Source organism: Klebsiella sp. JN_Kp121 (assembly GCF_040062145.1).
GTDB classification, from domain to species: domain Bacteria; phylum Pseudomonadota; class Gammaproteobacteria; order Enterobacterales; family Enterobacteriaceae; genus Klebsiella; species Klebsiella aerogenes.
The window spans coordinates 260,312-286,232 of the sequence record NZ_JBEAHX010000007.1; the positions used below are offsets into that span (position 1 = coordinate 260,312).

Below are 25,921 nucleotides of genomic sequence, written 5' to 3' on the forward strand. Positions count from 1 at the left end.
ATGTGCTATACTTTTAACGACAGGATGTCAGCAATGCGTATCTTTAAAACCAAATGGTTCGCCAGAGAGGCTAGCTCTCATGGCATTTCCGACGACGAGCTCTATCAGGCAATTCAATCTGCGCTTCAGGGCAAAGTGGTTGATTTAGGAGGGGGGGTTTATAAAAAGCGACTCAACAAGAATCGCGATCGCGCAATCATCCTTACCAAAAGCGCAGGGTATTGGTTTTATACCTTTCTATATGCCAAACAGGATATGGCCAATATCAACCATCGCGAATTAATGGGGTTTCGTGAGTTAGCAAAACACTATGCCAATCTCTCTGAAGAGAAAACGACGGCCTTAGTTAAAAGTAAAGAACTGGTGGAGATTTGCGATGACAGCAAAAAATAAATACAAAAGCCCGGCTTTCGAAGCGATCCATAGCGCTGCGTCGGGGCTATTCAGCGTTGGCGCAATCCCACAGGAAACAATGCGCCATTTTGATGAATCATGTCTCGGTAGCGTAGCCGCACTTCAACCCATTGAAATTAAAGCGCTACGTGAACAACTCAATGTTAGCCAACCCGTGTTCGCTCGTTATCTGAATACCAGCGTGTCTACCGTGCAAAAATGGGAGACTGGCGCTAAACGACCGAGCGGAATGTCATTAAAATTGCTTAGCGTCGTACAAAAACACGGCCTGAAAATCCTACTGTAGTCATTCTGCCGGATGGCGCTTACGCTTATCCGGCCTACAAAGAACGTAAGGGAGATATGGTTTTGAACCACAGGCCGGATAACAATGAGATCAGTGCAGCCAGTGCACGCCGTCTTCCGGGAGAAACAGGTCGTTATAGCGCTGCTGTAGGTTATGTAAATCGCTCGCATCCGGGTCCAGCTCGCGCAGAAAACCTTGCGCCAGGCGGAGCTGCGCGTCGGTAATCGGCGCCGCTAAACGCGCTTTTTGCATCAGGCGATACCAGTAATGCAGATTTTTTTCGCTGGCGTCGACAATCGCGACCTGCCAGATGAGCAGCACCTGCGCGGCATTCTGCAAATGTGCTTCATTCGGCCGCTCCAGGTAACGCAAATACTCATTACCGGCGGTTTTTCCCAGCTGATCGATCATCGATTCCAACGGAACAGGCGTAATGCCAAGGCGTTCGCTCAGGCGACGAATCGCGCGGCGTGAATCAGAGGTAAGCACCCGAAATCCCACAACAAATACCACTACCAGGGTGGCCAGTCCTATCCAGATCATGCATCCTCTCATCCAATCGCAGCCTCACTATCATAATGGGAATTTGCCTGCTGTCGACTGTCGGACCTGGCATATTACGCAAGAAATAAAAAAGCCCGGCGCAATGGCCGGGCAAGGTTACCAAATACCTGGTGAATCAGGCAGTCTGCAAAACTCGATTCTTTTTCTCGCGGCGAATTTTACGCTCTTCGAAGATAGCCACGATGGCCATCAGGCAGATACAGCCGATGGCGGCGGCGTCCAGCGCCGCAAAGGTGCCGGCCCAGCCGGTCAGGCCGAAGATCGGCGTGCCGTCGGCGATCATCCCAAGACCCAGCTTGGCGAAGCTATCACCGATCAGATAGGCGAAGGTGCCCTTGATTCCATCGGCGGCGCCGATCGCTTTTTTCGGTACGAAACCGACGGCGGCGACGCCGATCAACAGCTGCGGACCAAACACCAGGAAGCCCAGCGCAAACAACGAGGCCAGATAGACGTACTGGTTGCTGGCATGTTGGTAAACCCCGAGGGTGGCGATAATAAGCGCCAGCGCTACGCAGGCCACCAGCGCGCGGCGGCCGTTGGCCAGATCCGACAACCAGCCCCACAGTAGCGTGCCAACCAGCGCGCCGACTTCAAACAGGGTAAAGCCCTGAATCGCCACCTCTTTAGACAGCTTCAGCTCCTGGAAGGCATACACGGTGGACCACTGATCGATACCGATACGCACCACATAGAGGAAGATGTTGGAGAAACACAGCAGCCAGATCACTTTGTTTTTCAGCACATACTCAACAAAGATCTGCCACTTGGTCATCGCATTTTCTTCGGTCTCTTTGTCCTCTTCGCTGATCGCTTCGCCAAACAGCTCTTCCGCCGTGCCAAGGCCGTAGGATTCCGGAGAGTCGCTACCGTAGCGCAGGCCAATAAAGCCAACGATCAGCGCAATAATCGACGGGAAGATAAACATGCCGATCACGTGGCCGTCGAACAGATAGTTGGCGCCAAACAGCGCCACGCCCGCGGCGCCCGCGCCGCCGAGGTTGTGGGAGATATTCCAGAAGCCGAGGAAGGTGCCGCGTTTGCGTCTGGGCGTCCACTTGGTGATGGTGGAATAGCTGCACGAACCGCCGGTGCTTTGAAAGAAACCGCTCAGCGCATAGAAGGCGATCATCAGGAACAGGCTGGTTGAACCCGCCCCCATGCTGGCGCTAAAGCCCAGCATACAGATGGCGGACAGGATCAGCATAAACGGCAGGAACTGCTTGGTATTTTTACCGTCGGCATAATAAGAGACGAGCGTCTTGCCCACGCCGTAGGTAATGGAAAAGCCCAGGCCAATCATCCCCAGCTGCGTCATGCTCAACCCGTAAGTGGAGATCATGTCGTTCTGCGCGATGTTAAAGTTTTTGCGGATCAGGTACATGGTCAGGTAGCCGATGAAGACCACCAGATAGGACTGCATGAAAGGTTTGAACCACATTTTGCGCCGCACATCGAGCGGCAGATCCAGGGTCGGCTTGCGCACCTGATTCAGAAAGGCCAGCATGGGTATCTCCTGAGCTGATTTTTTTATGCCTGCGTAATAACCAGGCATTGTAAAAACCCACGCGCCGTCTGGCCTGAGACGGCTTCCAGGTAAAACCGGGAAAATTTCTTAGTTTTGCCCCGTTCGCGGCGAAAGGGTGAGCTACATCACGCTTCGCTGGCGGTACGCGGCGCCTGCGCGTTTAAAAACGGCAGCAGCAGCAGCGCGGAAATGCCGGCGGCAATCGCAATCACCACAAAGAATCCGGTCCAGTGCCAGATATCCATCACCTGCGCCAGCGGCCAGCCGGAAAGCGAGGCGCCAAGATAAGCGAACAGGCCGACAAACCCGGTTGCCGCCCCGGCGGCTTCTTTATGCGAACATTCCGCCGCCGCCATTCCGATGAGCATTTGCGGGCCGAAAACGAAGAACCCGGTGGTGAAGAAGCAGGCCGCCTGCATGACGTAGCTGGCGAACGGCATCAGCCACAGCCCGCCAACCGACAACAAAATTCCGGCGGCGAAAATCAGGTTCATCGGCCCACGGTTGCCGTTAAACAGCTTATCCGAGCCCCATCCCGCCACCAGCGCGCCGATAAAACCGCCCAGCTCAAACATGGTGACCGCCGAGTTAGCGGTCACCAGATCGACGCCGAGCGTCTCCGACATATACAGATTGCCCCAGTCGTTAATCGCCGCCCGCACCACGTACACCAGCACATAGCACAGCGATAACAGCCAGATATAGGGATTGGCCAGCACGTAGCGGGTCAGGATCTCTTTGCGCGTCAGCCCAGCGCCTTCCTGCTGCTGGGCGATTTCCAGCGCATCGTGACGCCAGTCGCCCACGGCGGGTAACCCCACCGCCTGCGGGCGATCGCGCAGCCGCCAGCACAGATACAGTCCGGCGAGGATCGCCAGACAGCCGGCAATCGTCATCCCCATTCGCCAGCCGTAATGCAGCGCCGCCGCGCCCACGACCATTGGGATCAGCGCGCCGCCGACGTTATGCGCGGTATTCCACAGCGCCCACCAGCCGCCGCGTTCGGTTCGCGAATACCAGGCCGTCAGCAGTCGGGCGCACACCGGCGAGCCCCAGCCCTGGAAGAAGGCATTCAGCGCCCACAGCAGCGCGAAGGCCCACAGCGAGGTAGAAAAACCGAACAGGATATTAACCACCCCGGTGGCAATCAGCCCCAGCCCCATAAAATAGCGGGCGTCGGAGCGGTCGCTGACGATACCGGAGAAAAATTTCGACAGCCCGTAAGTGATGTAAAACAGCGTGGCCAGCAGGCCGATATCGCTGCGGGTCAGCACGTTACTGGCGAGGATCTCGGGAACCGCGGCATTAAAGCTTTTTCGGGTGAAATAAAACAGCGCGTAACCAAGCCAGATGGTAAGCAGAATATGGCGACGCCAGTAACGATAACGCTCGTCCAGCTCGCGTTTATCGCTAATTGGCGCGGCGTCCGGCGGCGCTTTTAAAAAGGCAAACATCGGCGCTCCTTTCAGGCGTAACGCAGCGGTAAATTGACGCACACGCGGGTACCGTGTGTGCAGGAGATAGTTAACGTACCACCCAGCGCTGTCACGCGCTCACGCATGCCGGTCAGGCCGAACCCCTGCAGATTCGACCCCGGCGGCAGGCCGCAGCCGTCATCTTCCAGCACCAGCATCAATTGCCCATCCTGTTGCCAGCCCTGGAGGGTGACGGCGCTGGCGCTGGCGTGCTTGACGATATTATTCAGTCCTTCCTGGCAAACGCGAAACAGCGTCACGCGCTGGTTTTCGCTCAGCCCCGCCTCGTTAATCCGCCATTCGAGATGACTGACGATACCGCGGTCTTCCAGTTCCATTTCACGCATCAACGAACGTACCGCCTGTTCAAGCGGCAGATCGTCAAGCTGGCGCGGACGCAGACGACCAAGCAGTCTTCGCACAGAGTCGTAAACCCCCAGCGACAGCTGTTCTATCAACTGACCGCTCTGCCGTACGCTGGCGTTGTTTGGCGCCAGACGCTGCACGATCCCCGCCTGGGTGCGAATTGCCGTGATAGTCTGGCCAATATCATCGTGGAGCTCGCGCGCCACGTCACGCCGCACGCTCTCTTCCGTTTCCAGCAGGCGTTCCGCCAGCCGCCGATTACGCGCCAGCTCGTTCTGTAGCGACAGGTTAAGCTCGCGCAATCGCTGGATCCCCGCGCCCAGCAGCAGTCCGGTCAGGCTCTGCGCCAGCAGTGAAAGCAATAAATCAACCGGGTGATCGTGCCAGGTCTGGCTGGCAATCAACGCAATGGCGTTCATCAGGGTGGCGATCAGCGCCCCCTGCCAGCCGTAGTGCCAGGCGAGAGCGATAATCGGCAGCGCCAGACAAAAAGGGGTAAAGCGGGAGAGTTCGGCGGGCAACCCGAGCTGTAGCCACAGGCTGACGGTAAAGAGCAGCAGGTACCAGATCAGATGCCGGCCACGCCAGTTAACCGGCTGCGACACCAGCGACGGCCCCAACGGCCGCCAGACGGTACTGGTCAGATAATGCCAGATAACCAAGCAGGTCGGCGCCAGCGTCAGGCCGCCAGTCAGCGTCAACAACAGCGCGGTCAGTCCCTCACTGCCTTCTTGTGCCAGCCACGGCAGCGATTGCAGCAGCGAGGCGGCGATCAGTGCCCCGCCCTGGCGCAACAATGTCAGCCAGTCTCGCTGCTGGCGATAGCGTGAAATCAATGCCACCGGCAGCAGGGTCAGCAGACTTCCGGTCATCAATATTATCGGATGCGCCAGCGCCACTTCCTGCGCCAGCCAGAAGATAAGCAGCCACTCGGCTCCCAGCAGCACCGGCCAGTAGCCACGCGGGCATTGCAGCATCAGCCCTAAACGCAGGCCAAAGGGAAACAGCAGCACCGCTAAATCCGCGCGTTCCACCAGATGCAGACTGATACTCCACAGGCAAAACCAGGCGGCTGAGAAGATAAAGGCGCAGCCGATCACCGACAGCAATCGTGAAACGACGGTGTTCATTGCCAGCTATCGAACATGCGGCGCGCCAGCTCAACGTCGTTACTGACGCCCAGTTTTTCCAGCAGGTTGGCGCGATGAACGTGAACGGTTTTCGGCGACAGACCGAGCTCAGCGGCGATCTCTTTCACCGCCATACCCTGCGCCAGCTTTTCCGCCACCTGGCGTTCGCGTTTGGTGAGCGGATCCTGGCGCCCGGCGGCCAGCTTCATGGCGATATCCGGCGTGAGATAGCAACCGCCCGCCGCCACCGTGCGGACCGCGGCGATAAGTTCATCCGGACTGCAGCGTTTCGACAGGAAGCCGCGCGCGCCGGCGTTCAGCGCCTGCTCGATCAGCGCCGGGCTATCGTGCACCGACAGCATGATGGTCGCCATCCCCTTAGGCAGCTGGCTTAACAGCTCCAGCCCGGAAATATCCGGCATTGAGATATCGCAGATACAAACCTGTACACCGCGCCCCGGTAGCCCCGCCAGCGCCTCCCGTCCACAGCCGAATTCAGCGACAACCTGAAAATCAGCTTCCAGCCCCAGTAGCTGAGCAAAACCGGAGCGGACAATCAAATGATCGTCAATAAGGGCGATGGTAGTCATGGTGTTTCCTGGTGCCTGAAAGCGCCGGATGGCGGCGTAAACGCCTTATCCGGCCTACGGATTCACTCCCTGTAGGCCGGATAAGCGCAGCGCCATCCGGCAAAGGCGCTTACCTTAGCGGTAAGCGCGTAGCTGTTCAAGCCTTGAGCGCTATTCGAAGAACACCGCAATTTTGTTAAACATGGTGGGATCGGACTGGTTACGCGCCACATTGGTGACATCTTCCAGCTTTTCAATCTGGCTAATCATCTGCCCCAGCCGCTGGTCATCATTTACCAGCAGCCAGATGCGGCTGTGCTCGCTGCCCTGAATCGGCAAGCAGAGAATGCCTTCAACGTTAAACGCGCGGCGGGCAAATAGCCCGCAGACGTGGGTCATGACGCCTGGGTGGTTGCGGACGGTGAGTTCCAGAATGACGTTATCGTGTTGCTTTTGCATGGCTTATTCCCCCACCATCTCAGTATTGGCCGCACCCGGCGGTACCATCGGATACACTTTTTGCTGCGCGTCGATACGCACGTGGATCAACGCCGGACCTGGGCGGTCGATAATCGCCTGCAGCGCCGCCTGCGGATCGGATTCGTTATTTAAATCACAGGTTTGCAGACCAAAACCGGCAGCTATCTGCATAAAGTTAATCATCCCCGGATAGGTCGCGGCGAAGACGCCCTGCTGATAGAACAGGCTCTGCTGCTGATGCACCAGCCCCAGCGCTTTGTTGTTCATCAGGATAATTTTTACATCCAGCTGATTTTCGGCGGCGGTGGCCATCTCCTGAATATTCATCATCAGGCTGCCGTCACCAGAGAAACAAATAACCTTACGTTGCGGATTCGCCAGCGCCGCGCCGATGGCCGCCGGCAGGCCGAAGCCCATGGTGCCGAGACCGCCGGAAGTCAGCCACTGGCGCGGACGGTTGAGCGGATAGGCCTGCGCCGTCCACATCTGATGCTGACCCACATCGGTGGTGATGATCGCCTCATCATCAACGCAGGCGGCCACGGCGTTAATCAGGCCGTAATGGGAGAGCGGATCGCTTTCCTGCGGGATGGCGCAGGGGAATTCTTTTTGTAAATCAGCCACCAGTTGGCGCCACTCATCACGCGGCTGCGCCTCAATCTGCGGAATAAGCTGGGCTAAGACCTCCGCCACATCGCCCTGAATCGCTACGTGCGGTTGCTTAATTTTACCAAGCTCAGAGCGGTCGATATCGACGTGAATAATCTTCGCGTTCGGGCAGAACTGCTCGGTCTTGCCAATCGCCCGGTCATCAAAACGCGCGCCTAAAACAATCAGTAAATCAGCCTCTTGCAGAATAAAGTTAGTGCTGCGCGCGCCGTGCATCCCCAGCATGCCCAGCGACAAAGGATGCGCCTTCGGCAGCATACCCAGCGCCATTAAGGTCATGGTGGTCGGCAGGTTGGCTTTTTCCGCCAGGTCCCGAATCGGCTGCGGCGCGTTTATCACGCCGCCGCCCAGATACAGTACCGGGCGTTTCGCCGCGTTGATCATTGCCGCCGCTTCACGCACGCTTTCAGGCACGCATGCCGGTGCCGGGGCGCGCTCGCCGGGCTCTGGAAGCGTTTCCAGTTCAATCGTCGCCGACTGTACGTCCTTAGGAATATCTATCCACACCGGCCCGGGGCGCCCGGACTGGGCAATACGGAAGGCGTCGCTCATCACCTGCGGCAGCTCGGCGATGTCGCGCACCAGGTAGTTATGCTTGGTGATGGGGATAGAGATGCCGTAGGTATCGACTTCCTGGAAGGCGTCAGTGCCGATCATTGAGGCCGGAACCTGCCCGGTGATGCAGACCAGCGGAATAGAATCGAGGCGGGCATCGGCGATGGCGGTAATCAGGTTGGTGGCGCCAGGGCCGCTACAGGCCATGCAGACTGCGGGTTTACCTTCGGTACGTGCCATCCCCTGAGCGATAAAACCCGCCCCCTGCTCGTGGCGTGCCAGGATGTGGCGGATCTGCGTGCTTTGGCTCAAGGCATCATAGATAGGCAGGATGGAGCCGCCCGGAATGCCGCTGACCATAGTGATACCCTGGCGTTCCAGTAAATGAACAACCAGCTGCGCGCCGGTAAAGCGCATTGTGTTTGATGTGGTGCCCGAACTTGCCATGCTCCAGTCCTTTTATTCTGGGCCGACTTTACCGGGGGGCTCGCCAACAAAAAACCCCGCTCGGTTTGCGCCGGCGGGGTTTGGAATTCGTGTTGTTCCGGACCCTACGGCGCATTGCCGACGACGACCACCACAGACACGACGACCACCGCGGCAGGCGCGGTTTTTAGTAGGGTCGAAGTCATCATGGCAGCGTTCATTAGGGACCTGTTGTGTCGAAAAATAAGCTGAATTTATACAAACACAGGTTTTGCGTTTTCACAATGGATTTATTTTCATCCACGAGAATTTGCGCGAAAGATCACAATTCGCGACATCAGCGGCAGAAAACAAAAAACCCCGCCGGAGCGAGGTTTTTATCAGCATTTTTACGGGTGGTAGCCGCAAGCACACTGTATTACGTCAACGACAAAAGTATACGCGATCGCTGCAATTCGCGCAATTTAAGGTCGAAATTTCTCTGTCATAGAGTATGGACGACGGGTGCGAATTTGTCCAAAAAATACTGTTCATGCATACAGTATTTATCTATACTGGATGTGTTCACTTTGTGCCATTCGGGGGCCGCAAGTTTGACCGGCGCAACGAAGTCCTGGCTGAAACGGGTGGTGCCGTCAGTGCCTTAACCCCGAGAGAGCACACTGTGTTACGTCAACAATGCGTCGTGTCCGGCCCGTACGGCCACCACTGCGCAACCCCTGTGAGAACAGGGATAAGCTGGCAACAGGCAGCGGAAAGGTACGTCAGCTTATTGTGCTCCTTAACCACAGGAGACGCGCGTATGGGCGGAATGGATATTATTATTTTAATCCTGAAACTCATGGTTGCTGTGTTGCAACTACTTGATGCAGTCCTGAAACAGTTCCGCTGATTCAGGTTCAAGTCGCACCTGAGGGGGGCGGGAAACCGCTCCCCTACAGGCGTCCTTCGGGCGTTCCGGGAAGACTTGATGGAGGAACCATGCCACCGCTATTAATTGCCGCAACAACGCCGGAGGATCCGGGGTTCGTTGCGCTGCGCGCCGAAAGCCTTGAACAGCACTTCAATATGCTGCGCCGTCTGGCGGAAAACTGGCAAAGCGGCAAAAACCGCTTTAACGCCCCTGGTGAAAAGCTGCTGGGCGCGTTCGTCCGTGGCCAGTTAGTTGGGGTCTGCGGTCTGAACGTCGACCCCTTCAGCCAGCAGCCGCGGGCCGGGCGCATTCGCCATCTCTATATTCGCGATAGCCATCGCCGCCAGGGAATTGGCCAGCAGCTGCTGCTCTCAGTCATCACGCATTCCGGCGCCTGGTTCGATTTCCTTAACACTCATGCCCCGGCGCAGGCCTGGCCCTTTTATGAACGCTTTGGTTTCCGCCCGGTATACGATGAGCCGCGGGTCACGCATCGCCTGTTCTGCTCGCTGTAAGCGTGGCTGGCTGGCGGAACGGGGTCATGTTACAGTCCGCTGACCTTAACTGCTGAATCTGCCTGCGATGACCATCACCGTATTCTGCATTTTGCTTTTCGCCGCACTGCTCCACGCCAGCTGGAACGCTATCGTCAAAGCCAGCGGCGATAAAATGTACGCGGCGATAAGCGTCAGCGGGTCGGCCTCGCTGATCGCCCTGGTGATGCTCCCCTTCGCGCCGCAGCCGACGCTGGCCAGCGCCCCTTATCTGGTGGCGTCATGTGCATTGCAGGTGGTGTATACGGTACTGGTGGCGAAGACCTATCAGGTGTCGGATATGAGCCAGACCTATCCGCTAATGCGCGGCACCGCGCCGTTGCTGGTCGCGGCTATCAGCGTGATATTTCTCGGCGATCGCTTATCGCCGCTGGCCAGGTTGGGTATTGGCGTCATCTGCCTGGCGATTCTGGCGATGGCCTTTAACGGCCGCGTCAGTTCCCGCAAAGGCATCATGCTGGCGCTGATCAACGCCTGTTTTATCGCGGGTTATACGCTGGTGGACGGCACCGGGGTACGGCTGGCGGGATCGGCGCTCGGCTATACCCTGTGGACCTTTTTTATGAACGGTTGCTGCCTGCTGTGCTGGGCGATGGTGGCGCGGCGGCGCGAAGCCAGCCGTTATTTACGCCAGCACTGGAAAAAGGGCATCCTCGGCGGCGTCGGCACCATGGGATCCTACGGCCTGGCGCTATGGGCGATGACTCAGGCGCCGCTGGCGGTAGTCGCCGCGCTGCGTGAAACCTCCATTCTGTTCGGCGCGCTGATCGCGTTTATCGTCCTGAAAGAACAGGTGGTAGCGCTGCGCATCGTTGCCGCCTGCGGTATTGCCGCTGGAGCAATCCTGCTGCGCCTCTCATAGATTAAAATGGCAACATTAGTTGCCGATCCTGTTTACAAAACCTGCCTGAAATTTCCCCAACAATCGGTGCTATGTAGTTGTTCTGTCATTTTATTGTGGTAGATTCCTCCATCGTTTAAGGGGTGTGCCAGTCACATATTCTCCATTTCTCATTGCTCACGAAGTATTCATCGACATGAAACGGCATAAGAACTTCAATTTGTTGTTGATGCTGGTACTGCTGGTGGCCGTTGGCCAGATGGCGCAGACCATTTATATTCCGGCTATCGCCGACATGGCGGTATCGCTTAACGTCCGCGAAGGGGCGGTACAAAGCGTGATGGCGGCCTATCTCCTGACGTACGGCATTTCCCAGCTGTTCTACGGCCCGCTCTCCGACCGCGTGGGCCGCCGTCCGGTGATCCTCGTCGGGATGTCTATTTTTATGCTGGCGACGCTGGTTGCCATTACCACCCATAGCCTGCCGGTATTGATCGCCGCCAGCGCCATGCAGGGGATGGGCACCGGCGTCGGCGGCGTGATGGCGCGCACCCTGCCGCGAGACTTGTATGAAGGCGCGCAGCTGCGTCACGCCAATAGTTTGTTAAATATGGGAATACTGGTCAGCCCGCTGATTGCGCCGCTGCTCGGCGGCATCCTTGATACCCTGTGGAACTGGCGCGCCTGCTACGCTTTCCTGCTCATACTGTGCGCTGGCGTGACGATTAGTATGGCGAAATGGATGCCGGAAACGCGCCCACAAGGCGCGCCGCGGACGAAACTACTGGCCAGCTACAAAACGCTGTTCGGTACCGGCGCCTTTAACTGTTACCTGTTGATGCTGGTGGGCGGGCTGGCCGGGATTGCGGTGTTCGAAGCCTGTTCCGGCGTGCTGATGGGCGCGGTCCTCGGCCTGAGCAGTATGGCGGTCAGTATTCTGTTTATTCTGCCGATCCCGGCGGCGTTCTTCGGCGCGTGGTTCGCTGGCCGTCCGAATAAACGCTTCTCAACGCTGATGTGGCAGTCGGTTATCTGCTGCCTGCTGGCGGGAATTATGATGTGGTTGCCGGGGCTGTTCGGCATTATGACCGTCTGGACACTGCTGGTGCCTGCGGCGCTGTTCTTCTTCGGCGCGGGTATGTTGTTCCCGCTGGCTACCAGCGGCGCGATGGAACCATTCCCGTTCCTCGCCGGTACCGCTGGCGCGCTGGTTGGCGGCCTGCAGAATATCGGCTCCGGCGTGCTGGCCTGGCTGTCGGCAATGATGCCGCAAACCGGGCAAAGCAGCCTCGGCCTGCTGATGATGTTAATGGGTCTGTTGATTCTGCTGTGCTGGCTGCCGCTGGCCTCGCGCTTTACCAGCCACCAGCAGCCGGTCTAAGCGCCGCTGGCGCTCCCCGGATAGCGGCTTACGCCTTATCCGGGCTCCCCCCCGGTGGCTGCTTTTGCCTTATGTCAGGCAGTGCAACCATTCGATAAAGGCATCGATTTTCGGCCACTGACGGCCCGGCAGGGTCGTCACATAGTAGTGCTGGTGACACTTCAGCGTCATGTCGCCGAACGGCGCGATAAGCTCCCCGCTTTCTAACCGCTTCTGCACCAGCCGTTTACGCCCCATCGCTACCCCGACGTGATTCATCGCCGCAATCACCGCTAAATCAGAACGATCGAAGCCGATACCCGACGATTGCGGCAATTCAATCGCAAATTGCTGCGCCCAACTGAACCACTCATCGGTACCGGAATCATTGCTCCATGCCTGGCGGTCATGGAGCAACGTGCAGTAGCGCAGATTGCCTGGATTGTGGATTAACTGCTGCTGTTGCGCGTAATTCGGCGTACATACCGGCACGATCGCTTCATCCATCAGAAAATGATGGCTTAGCTGTGATGACGGCGCATCATCAAAATAGATCGCCAGATCGATACCCGCCCGCTGTAGATTGACGTTATCGTTGCCGGTGAGCACAGTCAGCGAAATGGACGGATAGCGGCGAGTGAAATCGCCCAGCGCCGGTACCAGCCAGCACTGCGCGATCGACGGGCGCGAGTACACCGTCAGCGTGCCGGAGAGCTCCTGATTTTTAATATCCAGAATCTCCTGGTTAAGGCTATCCAACGAGGATTTCAACGCCCAGAATACCCGCCGCCCCTCGCGGGTCAGCTCCACCTTGCGGTGCGAACGTATAAATAGCTGAATACCCAGCTCTTCTTCCAGCTGGTTGATGCGATGGCTAACGGCGCTCGGCGTCAGCGACAGCTCTTCCGCCGCCAGTGCAAAGGACTCATGGCGAGCCGCGACTTCAAAGGTATACAGCTTTGACAACTGCCAGCCGTTCAGCAGCCGATTACCCATCTCTTTCATCACATCCATCACGATTCCCCCGCCTTTTCTTTGCCGGTAAGTGTAAAAAAAAACGCAGCCGGAGCGCGCCTGAAAGATGAATAAAAGTGACTCAATACACATTTAACGGTCTATTTAAGAACCAAATCACGCTTTTGCATCAATCTGTCTCACCTGAAAGGCGATTTATATCGTTTGTCAGCCTATGTCGCTTTTCTGTTCAATAACCACACGTTATTTACGGCGAGGTGGGGTATGGAATCTCAAATCTGGGTGGTATGCACGCTATTTATCAGTATCGTGTTAATCGTTTTAACGATCGTCAAACTGAAGTTTCATCCGTTTCTGGCGCTCCTGCTGGCGAGCTTTTTCGTCGGCGCGATGATGGGCATGGGGCCGCTGGATATGGTCAACGCCATTGAGAGCGGTATTGGCGGTACGCTTGGTTTCCTGGCGGCAGTGATCGGTCTCGGTACCATCCTCGGGAAGATGATGGAAGTCTCCGGCGCGGCGGAACGCATCGGCCTGGCGCTGCAGCGCTGTCGCTGGTTGTCGGCGGACGTAATTATGGTGCTGGTTGGCCTGATCTGCGGTATTACGCTGTTTGTTGAAGTCGGCGTGGTGCTGCTAATCCCGCTGGCGTTCTCCATTGCCAAAAAAACCAATACCTCGCTGCTGAAGCTGGCCATCCCCCTGTGTACCGCGCTGATGGCGGTGCATTGCGTGGTGCCGCCGCATCCGGCCGCGCTGTTCGTGGCGAATAAACTCGGCGCAGATATCGGTACGGTCATCGTCTACGGCCTGCTGGTTGGCCTGATTGCCTCACTGGTTGGCGGCCCATTGTTCCTCAAGCTGCTCGGCAACCGCCTGCCGTTTAAACCGGTGCCGACCGAGTTTTCCAACCTTGAAGTACGCGAAGAATCGACGCTGCCCTCGCTCGGCGCAACGCTATTTACCGTGCTGCTGCCGATTGGGCTGATGCTGGTGAAAACCGTCGCTGAATTGAATATGACTAAAGGCGGCACGCTGTATATGTTGCTGGAATTTATCGGCAACCCGATCACCGCGATGTTTATTGCCGTTTTTGTCGCTTATTACATTCTTGGTATTCGTCGCCAAATGGGGATGGGCGTCCTGCTGACCCATACTGAAAACGGCTTCGGATCGATTGCTAATATTCTGCTGATTATTGGCGCGGGTGGCGCGTTCAACGCGATTTTGAAATCCAGCGGCCTGGCCGATAGCCTGGCGGTGATCCTCTCGAATCTGCATATGCATCCGATTCTGCTGGCCTGGCTGGTGGCCCTGATCCTTCACGCCGCCGTCGGTTCCGCTACCGTGGCCATGATGGGCGCCACCGCTATCGTCGCCCCGATGCTGCCGCTGTATCCCGGCGTAAGTCCGGAGATCATCGCTATTGCCATCGGTTCCGGCGCGATTGGCTGCACGATCGTAACGGATTCCCTGTTCTGGCTAGTGAAACAATACTGTGGCGCAAGCCTCAGCGAAACATTCAAGTATTATACGACGGCGACATTTATCGCTTCTTTACTTGCACTCGCCGCCACCTTCCTGCTTTCTTTCATCATCTAAGCGAACGAGACGTAATATGAAAAACGCTGACCTGACCCAATTAACCGCGACCTTCCCGCTTGTGCAGGAGCTGATCGCGCTGAAAGAAACCACCTGGTTTAACCCGGCGACGACGACGCTGGCGCAAGGTTTGCCCTATGTCGGCCTGACCCCCGAAGATGTAAAAGACGCTCACGAACGCCTGCAGCGCTTCGCGCCGTATCTGGCGGAAGCCTTTCCGGAAACGGCCGCCACCGGCGGGATTATCGAATCAGAAGTGGTTGCCATTCCGGCAATGAAACGCCGCCTCGAGCAACAATTCAATCAGCCGATTAATGGCGATCTGTTACTGAAAAAAGATAGCCACCTGCCGATTTCGGGTTCCATTAAGGCGCGCGGCGGCATTTATGAAGTGCTGACCCATGCGGAAAAGCTGGCGCTGGAAGCCGGGCTGCTCACCATCGCAGATGATTATCGCAAATTGCTGACGCCGGAATTCAAACAGTTCTTCAGCCACTACAGCATCGCCGTCGGTTCTACCGGCAACCTCGGTATGTCGATTGGCATCATGAGCGCGCGCATCGGTTTTAAGGTCACGGTGCATATGTCGGCGGATGCCCGCGCATGGAAAAAGGCCAAACTGCGCAGCCACGGCGTAACGGTCGTTGAGTATGAAGAAGATTACGGCGTGGCGGTCGAACAGGGGCGCAAGGCGGCGGAATCCGACCCAAACTGCTTTTTCATCGACGATGAAAACTCGCGCACGCTGTTCCTCGGCTATGCCGTGGCCGGCGAGCGCCTGAAAGCGCAGTTTGCCCAGGCAGGGCGCGTGGTCGATGCCGATCACCCACTGTTTGTCTATCTGCCATGCGGCGTTGGCGGTGGCCCCGGCGGCGTCGCATTCGGCCTGAAACTGGCGTTTGGCGACCACGTTCACTGTCTGTTCGCCGAACCGACCCATTCCCCATGCATGCTGCTCGGCATTTACACCGGGCTCCATGACCAGATTGCGGTGCAGGATTTAGGGATTGATAACCTGACCGCCGCCGATGGTCTGGCGGTCGGCCGCGCTTCCGGCTTCGTTGGCCGGGCGATGGAGCGCCTGCTCGACGGCCTGTATACCCTCGACGATCAAACGATGTACGACATGCTGGGCTGGCTGGCAACGGCGGAAAATATTCGCCTTGAGCCGTCCGCGCTGGCCGGGATGGCCGGGCCGCAGCGCGTCTGCGCCAGTAAAGCGTACCATCAGCTACAAGGTTTGAGCGACGAACAGCTACGTCAGGCCACCCACCTGGTATGGGCGACCGGCGGCGGCATGGTGCCGGAAGAAGAGATGGCGCAGTATCTGGCGAAGGGGCGTTAAATCGCCCGCAGCAGCGGCATCAGTTCGCCCGGTGACCGCTGCTGTTTACGCAGATCGCGCATAACCCGCATACAGGGGGCGCTGGCGACATAGAACTGGCGGTAGCCTTCACAGAGCGGATCGTCGTCGCCTGCGCATAATCGCCGCCACGCACAGACAAAACAGGCGCTATTGGCGGCCACCTGCCGTTGTTCGCGCAGCGGTTCGCCGCACCAGATACGCAGGGTTTCCTCAAATAACGTAATCGTTATGCGGCCAATATCTTCCCGCGCCCAGATGTGGAAAATGGCGCAAAGGAAATTTCCCCATGCATTGGCATCTTCCGCTCTGAGCTGTGGAATAAAACGAACGGCGCGCACGCCCTGTGCGCGTAGCTCCCGATAGAACTGTAGCGGTTGCTGGCAATGGTGGCGATAAACTTTCACCTCCCGCACTGCCGGTTCGTTATGAGCGAGGGAGTGGCATTCTGTCCGACATCCTGTCATGTCACATCCTTAAGAAATAAAATGATCTGCCGTAGATGCGTTACAGCAAACAATAATGACAGCGAAAGCACTGCGAGGGAGATCAAAAATTTGTCACGAACTGCTCCCGGCTGCAAAAAATCGCTCTCGCCGACATCCATTAAATGGCGGCTGCGGGTGTAGCGCCAGAGAATGATCGCCACCACTGCCAGTACGCCAATCGATATCCAGAACGCCAGCCCGGCGCTATGCCAGTTATGCTTAATCGCCAGCGCCATCAGCGCCCCGTAGCCAAGCAGAGTACGGAACCACGCCAGCGAGGTGCGCTCCGGCTGCAAACCAGGATCACTCTCCCGCCGCGCCCGGCGTTTATCCGCCATACAGCACCAGCAGCATCACCGCCGCCACGACCGCCAGCAGCAGGACGCTAATCACCAGCAGCGTACGGGTATAGGGAAGATCCTGCTTCAGGCGCATCGCCTTTTCGTTACTCAACCAGCGCAGATAGCCATACACCGCCAGCCCGCCGGCAAACAGGCACAGCAGCAGTGCCAGCACTTCGCGAATAAGCGGAGTGGCAAAATCCGGCGCCAGCTGATCGAGCCCGACGCCCGCGGCGAGAAAGCCGAGCGCCGTACGGATCCACGCCAGAAAGGTGCGTTCATTGGCCAGCGAAAAGCGGTAATCCGGCGCTTCACCAATGCGGGAAATTTTCATCAGCAGTCCTTGTTCGTCAGGCAAACAGGCCACAGCATAGCCTAAATCACGAACAGGAGAGAAGAACCGGCACCCGATGGATGCCGGTAAAACGAGGGTTAATGCAGCTCAGGCCAGTACGCTTTATTGGCGGCAATCAGGTCATCGAGGATCGCTTTCGCCACCGAGGCGCTCGGTACGGTTTTCGATAGCGTAATCGCCTGCCACAGCTTGTGATATGAACGCTGCTCCCACGCATCCACCACCAGTTTTTCCACCGCCACCTGCTGGCTCATCATCCCTTTCTGGAAATGCGGAATATCGCCCACCGTCAACGGCTCCGGTCCGTTATGACCGACCAGACAAGGGATCTCTACCATCGCGTCGGCATCAAAGTTATGGATTGCGCCATTGTTCGGCACAATCAACAACATTCGTTCCTGAGTGTTAAAGGCGATAGCCGTCGCTAAATCGACGATATACGACGCGTGTTCATCGATCTCCAGATCGCCCGCGGAAGATTTACCGGCGGCAATAATCGCCCGGCAGGCGCTAAAGACGTTTTTCTCCCGATGATCCATTACCTCATTCGCGCGGGTACGCTCCGGGTTGGAGTGCGCGACCACGTAATCCGGGAACAGATAATATTTCAGGTAAGTGTTTGGCATCGTTTGCGGATCCAGCGCCTGTACATCTTTCGCTTTGGCAAACGTATCGTTCCAGCTGGCTTCGGTGTGCGGGTCGTTCGATGGCGGTACATAGCCGTATTTCGCCACATACTCGCGCAGTTTCGGCATCAAATCGTTGCCGTCGAGATCTTCAATCGAGGTCCACCAGCCGAAGTGATTAAGGCCGTAGTAACGCACGCGCATCTGTTTGCGGTCTTTCAGCCCGACGATTTGCGCCATCCGCCCTTCAATGCCGATCGGCATATCGCAAATATTGAGAATTTTAGCATTAGGCCGCAGGCGACGTGTGGCTTCAGCCACTATCGCCGCCGGGTTGGAGTAGTTGAGCATCCAAGCGTTTGGCGAATATTTCTCCATATAATCCACCAACTCCAGCACGCCGCCGATAGAGCGCATACCATAGGCAATCCCGCCCGGTCCGCAGGTTTCCTGACCCAACACGCCGTGGCGCAGCGGTATTTTTTCATCTTGCTCGCGCATCGGATATTTGCCGACGCGGATGTGCGCCATCACGAAGTCGACATCGCTAAAGGCGGCCTGCGGGTCGGTGGTGTAGCTGAACTCAATCTCTGGCGCCTGTTCTTTGAGGATAATTTTACAGGCTTCGGCGATAGTCTCCTGACGCGCACCGTCGTTGTCATAAAATTTTAGCGCCCGCAGCGGGAAACGATCGCGGTTTGCCAACAGCATTAAAACGATGCCAGGGGTAAAGGTGCTGCCGCCGCCTGCGATAACAACTGAGAATTTTTTCATGATACTGCCTCCGTCATGGTGGTGTGTTCGGTCGATAAAGAATCTTTCATTAAGGTTTCCAACTGGTCGCGAACCTGCGGGACATGCAGACCAACAATGACCTGAATGCCGTTGCCGCGGCGGACCACGCCGTGAGCGCCGAGTGCTTTAAACACCTCGTCGCTTTGCGTTTTCGCCATATCCACCAGCGCAATACGCAGTCGGGTGGCGCAGTTATTGATGCTTTCAATATTGCCGGCCCCGCCCAGCGCCTGCAGGAAGCCGGCGGCCTGACCCAGCTTGTTTTCCGCAGCTGCCGCCACGCTGGTTTTACCGCGCGCCTCCTGATAATCCGCTTTGCTGTAAAGCTTGATTTCGCTGTCTTCGCGACCCGGCGTTTTCAGGTTCAGGCGCAGAATCAGGGTGCGGAAGATGACGAAGTAGATGCCGGTAAAGCAGACGCCGATGCCTATCTGGATAAACATCATCGACGCGTGGTGATGGAACATCGGGATCCAGTTTTGCGGCAGGAACTGATCGAGCAGGCCGCCGCCGAAGTTCCCCACGACGCCGCAGATATACATCACCGTCGCCATAGTGGCCGCCAGCAGCGCATGCACGGCAAATAGCAGCGGTGAGATAAACAAGAAGGTAAACTCGAGTGGCTCGGTAATGCCCACCAGCACCGCGGTCAGGGTGGCGGGGATCAGCAAACCGGCGACCTTCACCCGGTTTTGCGGCGCGGCGGTGAAGTAAAGCGCCAGCGCAATACCCACCGAACCAAAGACTTTCGAATTGCCATGCAGCGCAAAACCGCCCTCAGGGAACAGCGCTTTCAACGGTTCAACGCTCTGGCTAAATTCCTGCAGATGCTGCGCCCAGTAGACCTGGATGCCGCCTTCCACTACCGCCGGACCAAAGATAAATGGCCCATAGACAAAGTGATGCAGGCCGGTCGGGATCAAAATGCGCTCAAGAAAGATGTAAACCCACACCCCGAGCGCGCCGGCTGAGCGCAGGAAAGCCTGCAGCGACTCAATCCCCATCTGTACCTTCGGCCAGCCGAGCAGCGTTAGCCAGGCACAAGGGATCATCGCGAGAAAAGCAACTATCACCACGAACGACGATCCCTGAAAAATACCCAGGAACACCGGCAGCGGTTTATCGAAGTAACGATTGTGCAGCGCGGTGACGATGCCGGAGATAACGATGGCTCCGATAATGCTGGTATCCAGGGTTTTAATCCCGGCAATCATCGTCAGGCCGCTTCCCGCCGTGGGATCCAGGGTGAAATCAACGCCGAAGAAGTGGCCCCAGGTCATCCCCATGGCGTTAATGAAGTAGTTCCAGGTAAGAAAACTGACCAGTACCGCCAGGCAGGCCCGGCCCTGGGCCTGCTTCGCCAGGCCAATCGGCAGGCCGACGGCGAAAATCAGCGGCATATTACGAAAGACGGTCCAGCCGCCCTCTTCAATGATGTGAACAATTTGCGCGAACAGGCTATCGGGTGCGGTGAGCGCTTCGCCGACAAACATCGGATTACGCAGCATAATGGCGATACCCACCACAATCCCGGCAAATGGGAACAGCAAAACCGGGGTAAACATGGCGCCGCCAAAGCGTTGTATTTGACTGAGCATTTGAAAATCCTCATGTAACAACTCGTAGGGTAAGTGGCCTTTTTTTGTTCTTTACCGGCCTGCTTCGAGCATAGGAATTCGCCCCGTCGGCAACATGCTGCGCCGCTGCGATTCGTGATCGCATTCATGGTTTTAATTCGGTCAATGTTGTCTACTTTTTGCGTAAAACATAGACACGATGAATTGAGGTGACGAAATCAACGTCAGCAATAGTTTTTAATTTATTGTTTTTTATAATTTTATAATTCACGTCAGCTGACTATCGCTGATTCATCAATGACGAATAGAGGTCTACTGGTGATCTACAAATCTATTGCTGACAAACTGCGTTTACGGCTCAACTCTTCCGATTTCAACATTGGCAGCCCGTTACCGGGCGAGAAAAAACTGGCGCAGGAGTTCGGCGTGGCGCGCATGACGATTCGCAAAGCCATTGACCTGCTGGTGGAAAGTGGATTAGTGGTGCGCCGCCACGGCTCCGGCACCTATGTCGCGCGCAAAGATGTACACCATGAGACCAGCAACCTGACCGGGCTGGCGGAAGTTCTGCGCCAGCAGGGTAAAGAAGTGGTGAGTCAGGTGTTGATATTCGAAGTGATGCCCGCGCCGCCGGCTATCGCCAGTCAGCTGCGAATTAAAATTGATGAACGGATCTATTTCTCACGCCGGGTGCGCTACGTCGATGGTAAACCGCTAATGCTGGAGGACAGTTATATGCCGGTTAAACTGTTCCGCCATCTGTCGTTGGGTCATCTGGAGGGGTCGAAGTTCGACTATATCGAGAAAGAATGCGGTATCACCATCAGCGGCAACTATGAAACCCTCACCCCGGTACTGGCGGATAAACAGTTGGCCCGCTCAATGAACGTGCCGGAGCAGACGCCGCTGCTGCGCATTACCTCACTTTCCTACAGCGATAGCGGCGAGTTTCTTAACTATTCCGTGATGTTCCGCAACGCCAGCGAGTATCAGGTGGATTACCACCTGCGCCGGGTCCAGGCACAGAGCCCGCTAACTCAGCCCCCAGAACAGCACGGCCAGTAGCTGAGGGGTGATTATCCGCAGGAACATCACCAGCGGATAAACCGTGGCGTAGGAGAGCGCCGCCGCGCCGCTGGTGGCGTGCAGGTTGTTGGCGAAGGCCAGCGCCGGCGGGTCGGTCATTGAGCCCGCCAGCATGCCGCAGAGAGTCAGATAGTTCATCTTCGCCAGTATCCGCGCCAGTATGCCCACCGTCAGCAGCGGGATAGCGGTGATGAAAATACCGTAGGCGATCCAGCTGAGCCCTTCGCCGTGGAGCAGGGTGTCGACAAAATTGCCGCCGGATTTCAGCCCCACCACCGCCAGAAACAGCACAATACCGAGTTCGCGCAGCGCCAGGTTGGCGCTCGGCGGCATAAACCAGTACAGCTTGCCGATGCTGCCGATACGCCCGAGGATCAGCGCCATAATCAGCGGCCCGCCGGCCAGCCCCAGTTTTAACGCTGCCGGGAAGCCAGGAATAAACAGCGGAATAGACCCCAGCAGCACCCCCAGGCCAATGCCGATAAACACCGGTAGCATTTGTACCTGTTGCAGTTTTTGCTGTGCGTTGCCGAGTTCATTGGCCACCGCGTCAATGGCCTGTGGACGCCCAACTAAGTTAAGAATGTCGCCAAACTGCAGGCTGGCATGGCTGCTGGCCACCAGCTCCACCCCGGCGCGATTAAGCCGCGAGATCACGACGTCATAGCGTTGTTTAAAGTGCAGATCGCGGATTTTCCTCCCTAATACCTTCTCGTTAGTGACCACCACGCGTTCCACTTTGAGATCGGTTCCGCGCGTTGAGAGCGAAGTCGCCACCTCTTTACCAATCACCAGCTGCGCATTGTGTAAATCCTCCGGCCGCCCGACCAGGTGCAGCAGATCGCCATGCTGGATAAGCGTACCCGGCGCCGGCACCATCAATAGCTCATCGCGCTTCAACCGCGAGCAGATAATTTTGTCGCTGTTGAGCATTGGCACATCCTGAATCGCCATATTATTCAGGTTCGGGTTCTCCACCCGCACGTTAATGGTGTGCAGATGAGCGTGCCCGTTACCGCTGCTCTCATCAAACTGCTGCGCCTCTTTTTCCACATTGATGCGGAAGAACAGCCGCACCAGCCACATGGTCAGCAAAATGCCGCAGATACCAAACGGGTAGGCCATCGCGTAACTCATCCCCATCTGATCGACGACATCAAACGGTAGGCCAAGATCGCGCAGGATTTGCTGCCCGGCGCCAAGCGCGGGGGTATTAGTGACCGCACCGGAGAAGATACCAAGCACCACCGGCAGCGGAATACTGAACAGTTTATGCAGGATCGCCGTCACCAGCCCGCCAAGTACGACAATAAGAATGGCGAACAGATTGAGCTTAAGTCCGGAGACGCGTAACGAGGCAAAAAAGCCCGGCCCGACCTGAATACCGATGGTATAAACGAAGAGAATAAGGCCGAATTCCTGGATAAAATGCAGCATCGGGCTGCTCAGCGTAATCCCTGCCTGATCCACAAAGTGGCCCACGATAATGCCGCCAAACAGCACGCCGCCGATGCCAAAACCGACGCCGCGGATTTTGACATTACCGATCCACAATCCCACCACCGCAACCAGCGCCAACACGCTGACGGTCAATGCTATATCACTCATACTATTTTCCCTGTGAATAACATTATTATTAACAGGGATTATGACTGAAGGCGGGAATACTGTATGTAGTCCCGCGCACAAAAAAGCCCCGAGTTATCGGGGCTTGAAAGCGATGTGGCTTAATTAACTATTCAGTGCCGGGCGCTCGCTAATGGCGATACGCTGCGGGGCGGCGACTTCCGGCTCGTGGCGGGTTAAGTCGATATGCAATAAGCCATTGGTAAAGGTGGCGCCGGAGACTTCCATATTGTCCGCGAGGGTGAAACTCAGGCTGAAGGCCTGATTCACCAGCCCCTGGTGCAACCATTTGGTCTCTTTTTCAGCTGCCTGCGGCGTGCCTTTAACGGTCAGACGCGTACCTTCCAGCTGAATATCCAAATCTTCCTGACGGAACCCGGCTACCGCGAGGGTAATGCGGTAATGGTTATCGTCGCTTTTTTCGATGTTATAGGGCGGGAAGGTTTGGCTTTCACCGGCGGTTTGCAGGGCGTTAGCCAGTTTGTCAAAACCGATCCATTGACGCAGCAGTGGGGATAAATCGTAGTTACGCATAGTGTTTTCTCCTTCTGAGAAGCGAGTAGGTACCTGCGAATTCAGCGAATTCGCATTTGCTCCCTGACGGCGAGCAAGTTGTATATTCAGGCCGCCGCGCGGCCTGAAGAGGACGATTAGTTAATTTCGATACGGCGCGGTTTGTTCGCTTCCGGAATCACACGTTCCAGATCGATATACAGCAGGCCGTTGACCAGGTTCGCGCCGCGAATATGAATGTTATCGGCGAGCTGGAATTTACGCTCGAAGTTGCGCTCCGCGATACCCTGGTACAGGTAGGTGCGCTCTTTCTGCTCGGCGGCATGGGAGCCTTTCACCACCAGAAGATTGTCTTGCGCGGTTATCTCTAATTCGCTTTCCGCAAAACCGGCGACGGCAATCGCGATGCGGTAATTGTTTTCATCTACTAATTCAACGTTATACGGAGGGTAGCCGCCGTTGCCCTGGCTTTGATTATTTTCTAACAGGTTGAACAGACGGTCGAAACCAATAGCAGAACGATAAAGCGGGGAGAGATCGAAATTACGCATAGTAAATAGCTCCTGAAATCAGCGAGAATTCAATGGCTTTCCATCATGGACAAGCCGTTATGACCCGGAATACCCCTCAGGCGTATCCTCATTGGGTGACACTACTAAAATGGGTGTGCCCCGACGCTTTTCAAGGCCTTTTCGGCCAAATTTTTTTGCAGTTTGCTGGCGAATGCTTAGACTGGTTGCAAAGCACAAAAGGCAAAGTGCGATACTCGCCACAGTGCAGTGCAATAACGCTAGGCATTCACGGGACGGCTCGTTATAACCGAAGTAACCCCGATAAAATGACGGAAGAGTGATGAAAAGCGGATTGTTAAAGCTGGTCCTGTTCAGCGGGATGATTAGTTTGGGCGGTTGCTCCAGCGTGATGTCGCATACCGGCGGCAAGGAAGGAACCTACCCAGGCACGCGCTCCAGCGCCCATACGCTGGGCGATGACGACACTAACTGGGGCGTGAAATCGCTGGTGGCCCTCGATATGCCGTTCACCGCGGTCATGGACACGCTACTGCTGCCGTGGGATTTATTCCGCACCGATAGCTCGGTCAAATCGCGCGTCGAAAAAAGCGAGCAGGAGACGCTGGCGACCAACTCCGTCATCCCGCCAGCGCCAATGCCTTCGCGCTAAGCTAGCGCTGCGTTTCGGTTATCCACAACTGGCGATAACCGTCGACGTCTTCCATCCACGCCAGGTATTTGCCATCCGGTGAAAATACGACGGCATCCGCGGACGGCGGATTTTCGCGATCGGTCGTCAAATAACTTACCGCGCCGCTGCGGGCATCGCAGAGCGCGATTTTGTTTTCCACCACACATCCCAGCCACGCGCCCGACGGATGCCAGTTAAATGCTGACTGGATGCCCGTTACCGTATGTGTCAGCTGGCGCGGCTCGCCGCCCGCAGGCGGGATAAGCCACAGCTGTACAACGCCTGCGTCATCACGCATCAGAAAGGCGATCTCGGTGGCCTGCGGATTGGCGCGTACCCAATGGCGCGGTACATTCACCAGCCCCGGATAGCGGCGCTGGTGGGTAAAGGTCAAGCGGCGCTGGTTAATGCCTGCCGGCGGCGCGGGCAGCGTCGTTGCGGTACCGGCCAGCGGCATATCGCCCTGCCGCTTCCAGCCCGCCTCATCCCGCGGCAGCGTCACCATAAACAGTTCAGGCACTTTGTCGCCGTTTTCCGCCAACGTATCGCCAATGAACGCCAGGGCATGATTACCCACCCATCCCTCTTCATAGGCGCGATTGATCTCATCGCTGCCCGGTAATGGGTTCGCCGTGGTACGGCTCACCAGCACGCACCAGTGGCTGCCGGCATATTCACGGGGATGCGTGCTCTGCGGGCTCACCGGGCCATAGGGCGCGGCCACGCCAACGTTGCGCAGATCCAGCGCCGGATCGTACTCGTGCAGTACGTGGTCGTTATAGGTGAAGCTAACAAACTGGCCGTCAGGGCTGAAGACATGAACATGGCTGCCGCCGCGCAGCGCGCCGGGGGTATAAGGCGCGGTAATATCCAGCGCATCAAGATTGCGGGTTTCACCCTGCCAGCTCACCACCCCGCGGCGGTGATGAAAATCGTAATGCCAGTTGGCATCCGGGTGTTCAGGGCCGTGAATAAAAACGTATTTATCTTGCGTCGGGTGTACGGTGACCACGCCAACGCAGGCGCCGTCAGCGGCGCGATAGAGCGTCTCAACGGCACCGCTATGGATATTCACCCGCTCAATGGTCTCGCCGGTGAAAGAGGCCCCCGACGGGCGGACGTCGAAAACCAGCCACTGGCTGTCCGGGGTCCAGGTATTGATATTGGTAAGCTGATGGTGACGGGGAGCAAAAGTGACTTGTTTCATGACGATACCCTGATGCGAGACTTACGCATCAGGG

At 56.8% G+C, this 25,921-nt stretch carries 28 protein-coding genes, 1 pseudogene and 1 other annotated feature; of the genes and pseudogenes, 11 read left to right on the forward strand and 18 right to left on the reverse strand.

Translation table 11 applies throughout. The features are described from left to right. Nucleotides 1–33 precede the first annotated feature (33 nt). Nucleotides 34–393 (forward strand): type II toxin-antitoxin system RelE/ParE family toxin, encoded by a 360-nt coding sequence (locus ABLU86_RS12670; protein WP_032454415.1) that lies wholly within the window; start codon nucleotides 34–36, stop codon nucleotides 391–393. Continuing rightward, complete coding sequence (locus tag ABLU86_RS12675) at nucleotides 377–700, forward strand: DNA-binding transcriptional regulator (RefSeq protein WP_004173862.1); 324 nt, start codon at nucleotides 377–379, stop codon at nucleotides 698–700. Before ABLU86_RS12670 ends, ABLU86_RS12675 begins: the two co-directional genes overlap by 17 nt. A gap of 90 nt (nucleotides 701–790) precedes the next feature. On the opposite strand, the gene ABLU86_RS12680 is transcribed toward ABLU86_RS12675, so the two are convergent. The 8 genes from ABLU86_RS12680 to ivbL form a co-directional block, all read right to left on the reverse strand. Next, nucleotides 791–1,243, reverse strand: a complete 453-nt coding sequence (locus ABLU86_RS12680) for a DUF1198 family protein (RefSeq protein ID WP_348796293.1) — start codon at nucleotides 1,241–1,243, stop codon at nucleotides 791–793. A gap of 136 nt (nucleotides 1,244–1,379) precedes the next feature. After that, entirely contained in the window at nucleotides 1,380–2,771 is a 1,392-nt protein-coding gene (gene uhpT, locus ABLU86_RS12685) for a hexose-6-phosphate:phosphate antiporter (protein ID WP_015703879.1), read from the reverse strand. Nucleotides 2,772–2,917: 146 nt separating this feature from the next. After that, nucleotides 2,918–4,246, reverse strand: a complete 1,329-nt coding sequence (locus tag ABLU86_RS12690) for an MFS transporter (RefSeq protein WP_015369066.1) — start codon at nucleotides 4,244–4,246, stop codon at nucleotides 2,918–2,920. An 11-nt stretch (nucleotides 4,247–4,257) separates the two neighbouring features. Further along, nucleotides 4,258–5,742, reverse strand: a complete 1,485-nt coding sequence (gene uhpB, locus ABLU86_RS12695; RefSeq protein WP_163312527.1) for a signal transduction histidine-protein kinase/phosphatase UhpB — start codon at nucleotides 5,740–5,742, stop codon at nucleotides 4,258–4,260. A gap of 17 nt (nucleotides 5,743–5,759) precedes the next feature. After that, nucleotides 5,760–6,353: a transcriptional regulator UhpA gene (uhpA, locus tag ABLU86_RS12700; protein WP_015369064.1), complete on the reverse strand. Its 594-nt coding sequence runs from the start codon at nucleotides 6,351–6,353 to the stop codon at nucleotides 5,760–5,762. A gap of 150 nt (nucleotides 6,354–6,503) precedes the next feature. Further along, nucleotides 6,504–6,791 (reverse strand): acetolactate synthase small subunit, encoded by a 288-nt coding sequence (gene ilvN, locus ABLU86_RS12705; RefSeq protein WP_016162014.1) that lies wholly within the window; start codon nucleotides 6,789–6,791, stop codon nucleotides 6,504–6,506. Between the two features lie 3 nt (nucleotides 6,792–6,794). Next, nucleotides 6,795–8,483, reverse strand: a complete 1,689-nt coding sequence (ilvB, locus tag ABLU86_RS12710; RefSeq protein ID WP_348796294.1) for an acetolactate synthase large subunit — start codon at nucleotides 8,481–8,483, stop codon at nucleotides 6,795–6,797. Nucleotides 8,484–8,587: 104 nt separating this feature from the next. Then, a complete protein-coding gene (ivbL, locus tag ABLU86_RS12715; protein ID WP_016162016.1) occupies nucleotides 8,588–8,683 on the reverse strand; it encodes an ilvB operon leader peptide IvbL in 96 nt (31 codons plus the stop codon). Nucleotides 8,684–8,695: 12 nt separating this feature from the next. Here ivbL and ABLU86_RS12720 point away from each other — a divergent pair. The 5 genes and pseudogenes from ABLU86_RS12720 to emrD all read left to right on the forward strand — a co-directional run bounded on the left by ABLU86_RS12720 (nucleotide 8,696) and on the right by emrD (nucleotide 12,151). Further along, a pseudogene (locus ABLU86_RS12720) lies at nucleotides 8,696–8,864 on the forward strand (hypothetical protein). Nucleotides 8,865–9,234: 370 nt separating this feature from the next. Beyond that, nucleotides 9,235–9,354: a type I toxin-antitoxin system toxin TisB gene (gene tisB / locus ABLU86_RS12725; protein WP_004145059.1), complete on the forward strand. Its 120-nt coding sequence runs from the start codon at nucleotides 9,235–9,237 to the stop codon at nucleotides 9,352–9,354. An 89-nt stretch (nucleotides 9,355–9,443) separates the two neighbouring features. After that, complete coding sequence (locus ABLU86_RS12730; protein WP_015369061.1) at nucleotides 9,444–9,890, forward strand: GNAT family N-acetyltransferase; 447 nt, start codon at nucleotides 9,444–9,446, stop codon at nucleotides 9,888–9,890. 67 nt (nucleotides 9,891–9,957) lie between these two features. Then, complete coding sequence (locus tag ABLU86_RS12735) at nucleotides 9,958–10,791, forward strand: DMT family transporter (protein ID WP_020077634.1); 834 nt, start codon at nucleotides 9,958–9,960, stop codon at nucleotides 10,789–10,791. A 175-nt stretch (nucleotides 10,792–10,966) separates the two neighbouring features. Continuing rightward, nucleotides 10,967–12,151: a multidrug efflux MFS transporter EmrD gene (gene emrD, locus ABLU86_RS12740; RefSeq protein ID WP_015369059.1), complete on the forward strand. Its 1,185-nt coding sequence runs from the start codon at nucleotides 10,967–10,969 to the stop codon at nucleotides 12,149–12,151. A 69-nt stretch (nucleotides 12,152–12,220) separates the two neighbouring features. Here the strand turns inward: emrD and dsdC are convergent, their stop codons facing one another. After that, nucleotides 12,221–13,144, reverse strand: a complete 924-nt coding sequence (gene dsdC, locus ABLU86_RS12745) for a DNA-binding transcriptional regulator DsdC (protein ID WP_047041680.1) — start codon at nucleotides 13,142–13,144, stop codon at nucleotides 12,221–12,223. A gap of 225 nt (nucleotides 13,145–13,369) precedes the next feature. Here dsdC and dsdX point away from each other — a divergent pair, with 225 nt between their 5' ends. Further along, nucleotides 13,370–14,707: a D-serine transporter DsdX gene (gene dsdX, locus ABLU86_RS12750; protein ID WP_047041683.1), complete on the forward strand. Its 1,338-nt coding sequence runs from the start codon at nucleotides 13,370–13,372 to the stop codon at nucleotides 14,705–14,707. Nucleotides 14,708–14,723: 16 nt separating this feature from the next. Next, nucleotides 14,724–16,052 carry a D-serine ammonia-lyase gene (gene dsdA, locus ABLU86_RS12755; RefSeq protein ID WP_047058291.1) on the forward strand — a complete coding sequence of 443 codons (1,329 nt, stop codon included), beginning with the start codon at nucleotides 14,724–14,726 and terminating at the stop codon, nucleotides 16,050–16,052. On the opposite strand, the gene ABLU86_RS12760 is transcribed toward dsdA, so the two are convergent. The 5 genes from ABLU86_RS12760 to ABLU86_RS12780 all read right to left on the reverse strand — a co-directional run bounded on the left by ABLU86_RS12760 (nucleotide 16,049) and on the right by ABLU86_RS12780 (nucleotide 20,273). Further along, nucleotides 16,049–16,537, reverse strand: coding sequence for a hypothetical protein (locus tag ABLU86_RS12760; protein ID WP_064578502.1), 489 nt, complete (start codon nucleotides 16,535–16,537; stop codon nucleotides 16,049–16,051). The two genes, dsdA and ABLU86_RS12760, sit on opposite strands and share 4 nt — an antisense overlap. Further along, nucleotides 16,534–16,896: a DUF202 domain-containing protein gene (locus tag ABLU86_RS12765; RefSeq protein WP_015703888.1), complete on the reverse strand. Its 363-nt coding sequence runs from the start codon at nucleotides 16,894–16,896 to the stop codon at nucleotides 16,534–16,536. Before ABLU86_RS12765 ends, ABLU86_RS12760 begins: the two co-directional genes overlap by 4 nt. Then, nucleotides 16,886–17,233: a DUF202 domain-containing protein gene (locus tag ABLU86_RS12770; protein ID WP_015369053.1), complete on the reverse strand. Its 348-nt coding sequence runs from the start codon at nucleotides 17,231–17,233 to the stop codon at nucleotides 16,886–16,888. Before ABLU86_RS12770 ends, ABLU86_RS12765 begins: the two co-directional genes overlap by 11 nt. 98 nt (nucleotides 17,234–17,331) lie before the next feature. Next, on the reverse strand, nucleotides 17,332–18,654 hold the full coding sequence (locus ABLU86_RS12775) for a 6-phospho-alpha-glucosidase (protein ID WP_020077628.1): 1,323 nt from the start codon (nucleotides 18,652–18,654) through the stop codon (nucleotides 17,332–17,334). Next, on the reverse strand, nucleotides 18,651–20,273 hold the full coding sequence (locus ABLU86_RS12780; RefSeq protein WP_020077627.1) for an alpha-glucoside-specific PTS transporter subunit IIBC: 1,623 nt from the start codon (nucleotides 20,271–20,273) through the stop codon (nucleotides 18,651–18,653). The genes ABLU86_RS12775 and ABLU86_RS12780 overlap by 4 nt, the downstream gene beginning before the upstream one ends. 297 nt (nucleotides 20,274–20,570) lie before the next feature. On the opposite strand from ABLU86_RS12780, the gene ABLU86_RS12785 reads away from it, so the two are divergent. Further along, a complete protein-coding gene (locus tag ABLU86_RS12785; protein ID WP_015369049.1) occupies nucleotides 20,571–21,317 on the forward strand; it encodes a GntR family transcriptional regulator in 747 nt (248 codons plus the stop codon). On the opposite strand, the gene ABLU86_RS12790 is transcribed toward ABLU86_RS12785, so the two are convergent. From ABLU86_RS12790 to ibpA, 3 genes are all read right to left on the reverse strand, one after another. After that, nucleotides 21,285–22,946: a putative transporter gene (locus tag ABLU86_RS12790; protein ID WP_103826379.1), complete on the reverse strand. Its 1,662-nt coding sequence runs from the start codon at nucleotides 22,944–22,946 to the stop codon at nucleotides 21,285–21,287. The two genes, ABLU86_RS12785 and ABLU86_RS12790, sit on opposite strands and share 33 nt — an antisense overlap. 123 nt (nucleotides 22,947–23,069) lie before the next feature. Beyond that, a complete protein-coding gene (ibpB, locus tag ABLU86_RS12795) occupies nucleotides 23,070–23,498 on the reverse strand; it encodes a small heat shock chaperone IbpB (protein ID WP_015369047.1) in 429 nt (142 codons plus the stop codon). A 116-nt stretch (nucleotides 23,499–23,614) separates the two neighbouring features. Beyond that, nucleotides 23,615–24,028, reverse strand: a complete 414-nt coding sequence (ibpA, locus tag ABLU86_RS12800) for a small heat shock chaperone IbpA (protein WP_015703892.1) — start codon at nucleotides 24,026–24,028, stop codon at nucleotides 23,615–23,617. Beyond that, nucleotides 24,022–24,096: a sequence feature (ROSE (Repression Of Heat Shock gene Expression) occurs in the 5'-region of heat shock genes and acts as an RNA thermometer to modulate expression.), on the reverse strand. (Overlaps the previous gene by 7 nt.) 233 nt (nucleotides 24,097–24,329) lie before the next feature. On the opposite strand from ibpA, the gene ABLU86_RS12805 reads away from it, so the two are divergent. Continuing rightward, entirely contained in the window at nucleotides 24,330–24,659 is a 330-nt protein-coding gene (locus ABLU86_RS12805; RefSeq protein WP_015369045.1) for a YceK/YidQ family lipoprotein, read from the forward strand. Nucleotide 24,660: 1 nt separating this feature from the next. On the opposite strand, the gene ABLU86_RS12810 is transcribed toward ABLU86_RS12805, so the two are convergent. Next, nucleotides 24,661–25,887 carry a DUF3748 domain-containing protein gene (locus tag ABLU86_RS12810; RefSeq protein WP_042894082.1) on the reverse strand — a complete coding sequence of 409 codons (1,227 nt, stop codon included), beginning with the start codon at nucleotides 25,885–25,887 and terminating at the stop codon, nucleotides 24,661–24,663. Nucleotides 25,888–25,921 lie beyond the last annotated feature (34 nt).

Coding starts and splice junctions, on each gene's coding strand:
- ABLU86_RS12670 (WP_032454415.1), top strand. CDS start 34: ATGCGTATCTTTAAAACCAAATGGTTCGCCAGAGAGGCTAGCTCTCAT.
- ABLU86_RS12675 (WP_004173862.1), top strand. CDS start 377: ATGACAGCAAAAAATAAATACAAAAGCCCGGCTTTCGAAGCGATCCAT.
- ABLU86_RS12680 (WP_348796293.1), bottom strand. CDS start 1,243: ATGATCTGGATAGGACTGGCCACCCTGGTAGTGGTATTTGTTGTGGGA.
- uhpT (WP_015703879.1), bottom strand. CDS start 2,771: ATGCTGGCCTTTCTGAATCAGGTGCGCAAGCCGACCCTGGATCTGCCG.
- ABLU86_RS12690 (WP_015369066.1), bottom strand. CDS start 4,246: ATGTTTGCCTTTTTAAAAGCGCCGCCGGACGCCGCGCCAATTAGCGAT.
- uhpA (WP_015369064.1), bottom strand. CDS start 6,353: ATGACTACCATCGCCCTTATTGACGATCATTTGATTGTCCGCTCCGGT.
- ilvN (WP_016162014.1), bottom strand. CDS start 6,791: ATGCAAAAGCAACACGATAACGTCATTCTGGAACTCACCGTCCGCAAC.
- ilvB (WP_348796294.1), bottom strand. CDS start 8,483: ATGGCAAGTTCGGGCACCACATCAAACACAATGCGCTTTACCGGCGCG.
- ivbL (WP_016162016.1), bottom strand. CDS start 8,683: ATGAACGCTGCCATGATGACTTCGACCCTACTAAAAACCGCGCCTGCC.
- ABLU86_RS12730 (WP_015369061.1), top strand. CDS start 9,444: ATGCCACCGCTATTAATTGCCGCAACAACGCCGGAGGATCCGGGGTTC.
- ABLU86_RS12735 (WP_020077634.1), top strand. CDS start 9,958: ATGACCATCACCGTATTCTGCATTTTGCTTTTCGCCGCACTGCTCCAC.
- emrD (WP_015369059.1), top strand. CDS start 10,967: ATGAAACGGCATAAGAACTTCAATTTGTTGTTGATGCTGGTACTGCTG.
- dsdC (WP_047041680.1), bottom strand. CDS start 13,144: ATGGATGTGATGAAAGAGATGGGTAATCGGCTGCTGAACGGCTGGCAG.
- dsdX (WP_047041683.1), top strand. CDS start 13,370: ATGGAATCTCAAATCTGGGTGGTATGCACGCTATTTATCAGTATCGTG.
- dsdA (WP_047058291.1), top strand. CDS start 14,724: ATGAAAAACGCTGACCTGACCCAATTAACCGCGACCTTCCCGCTTGTG.
- ABLU86_RS12760 (WP_064578502.1), bottom strand. CDS start 16,537: ATGACAGGATGTCGGACAGAATGCCACTCCCTCGCTCATAACGAACCG.
- ABLU86_RS12765 (WP_015703888.1), bottom strand. CDS start 16,896: ATGGCGGATAAACGCCGGGCGCGGCGGGAGAGTGATCCTGGTTTGCAG.
- ABLU86_RS12770 (WP_015369053.1), bottom strand. CDS start 17,233: ATGAAAATTTCCCGCATTGGTGAAGCGCCGGATTACCGCTTTTCGCTG.
- ABLU86_RS12775 (WP_020077628.1), bottom strand. CDS start 18,654: ATGAAAAAATTCTCAGTTGTTATCGCAGGCGGCGGCAGCACCTTTACC.
- ABLU86_RS12780 (WP_020077627.1), bottom strand. CDS start 20,273: ATGCTCAGTCAAATACAACGCTTTGGCGGCGCCATGTTTACCCCGGTT.
- ABLU86_RS12790 (WP_103826379.1), bottom strand. CDS start 22,946: ATGAGTGATATAGCATTGACCGTCAGCGTGTTGGCGCTGGTTGCGGTG.
- ibpB (WP_015369047.1), bottom strand. CDS start 23,498: ATGCGTAACTACGATTTATCCCCACTGCTGCGTCAATGGATCGGTTTT.
- ibpA (WP_015703892.1), bottom strand. CDS start 24,028: ATGCGTAATTTCGATCTCTCCCCGCTTTATCGTTCTGCTATTGGTTTC.
- ABLU86_RS12805 (WP_015369045.1), top strand. CDS start 24,330: ATGAAAAGCGGATTGTTAAAGCTGGTCCTGTTCAGCGGGATGATTAGT.
- ABLU86_RS12810 (WP_042894082.1), bottom strand. CDS start 25,887: ATGAAACAAGTCACTTTTGCTCCCCGTCACCATCAGCTTACCAATATC.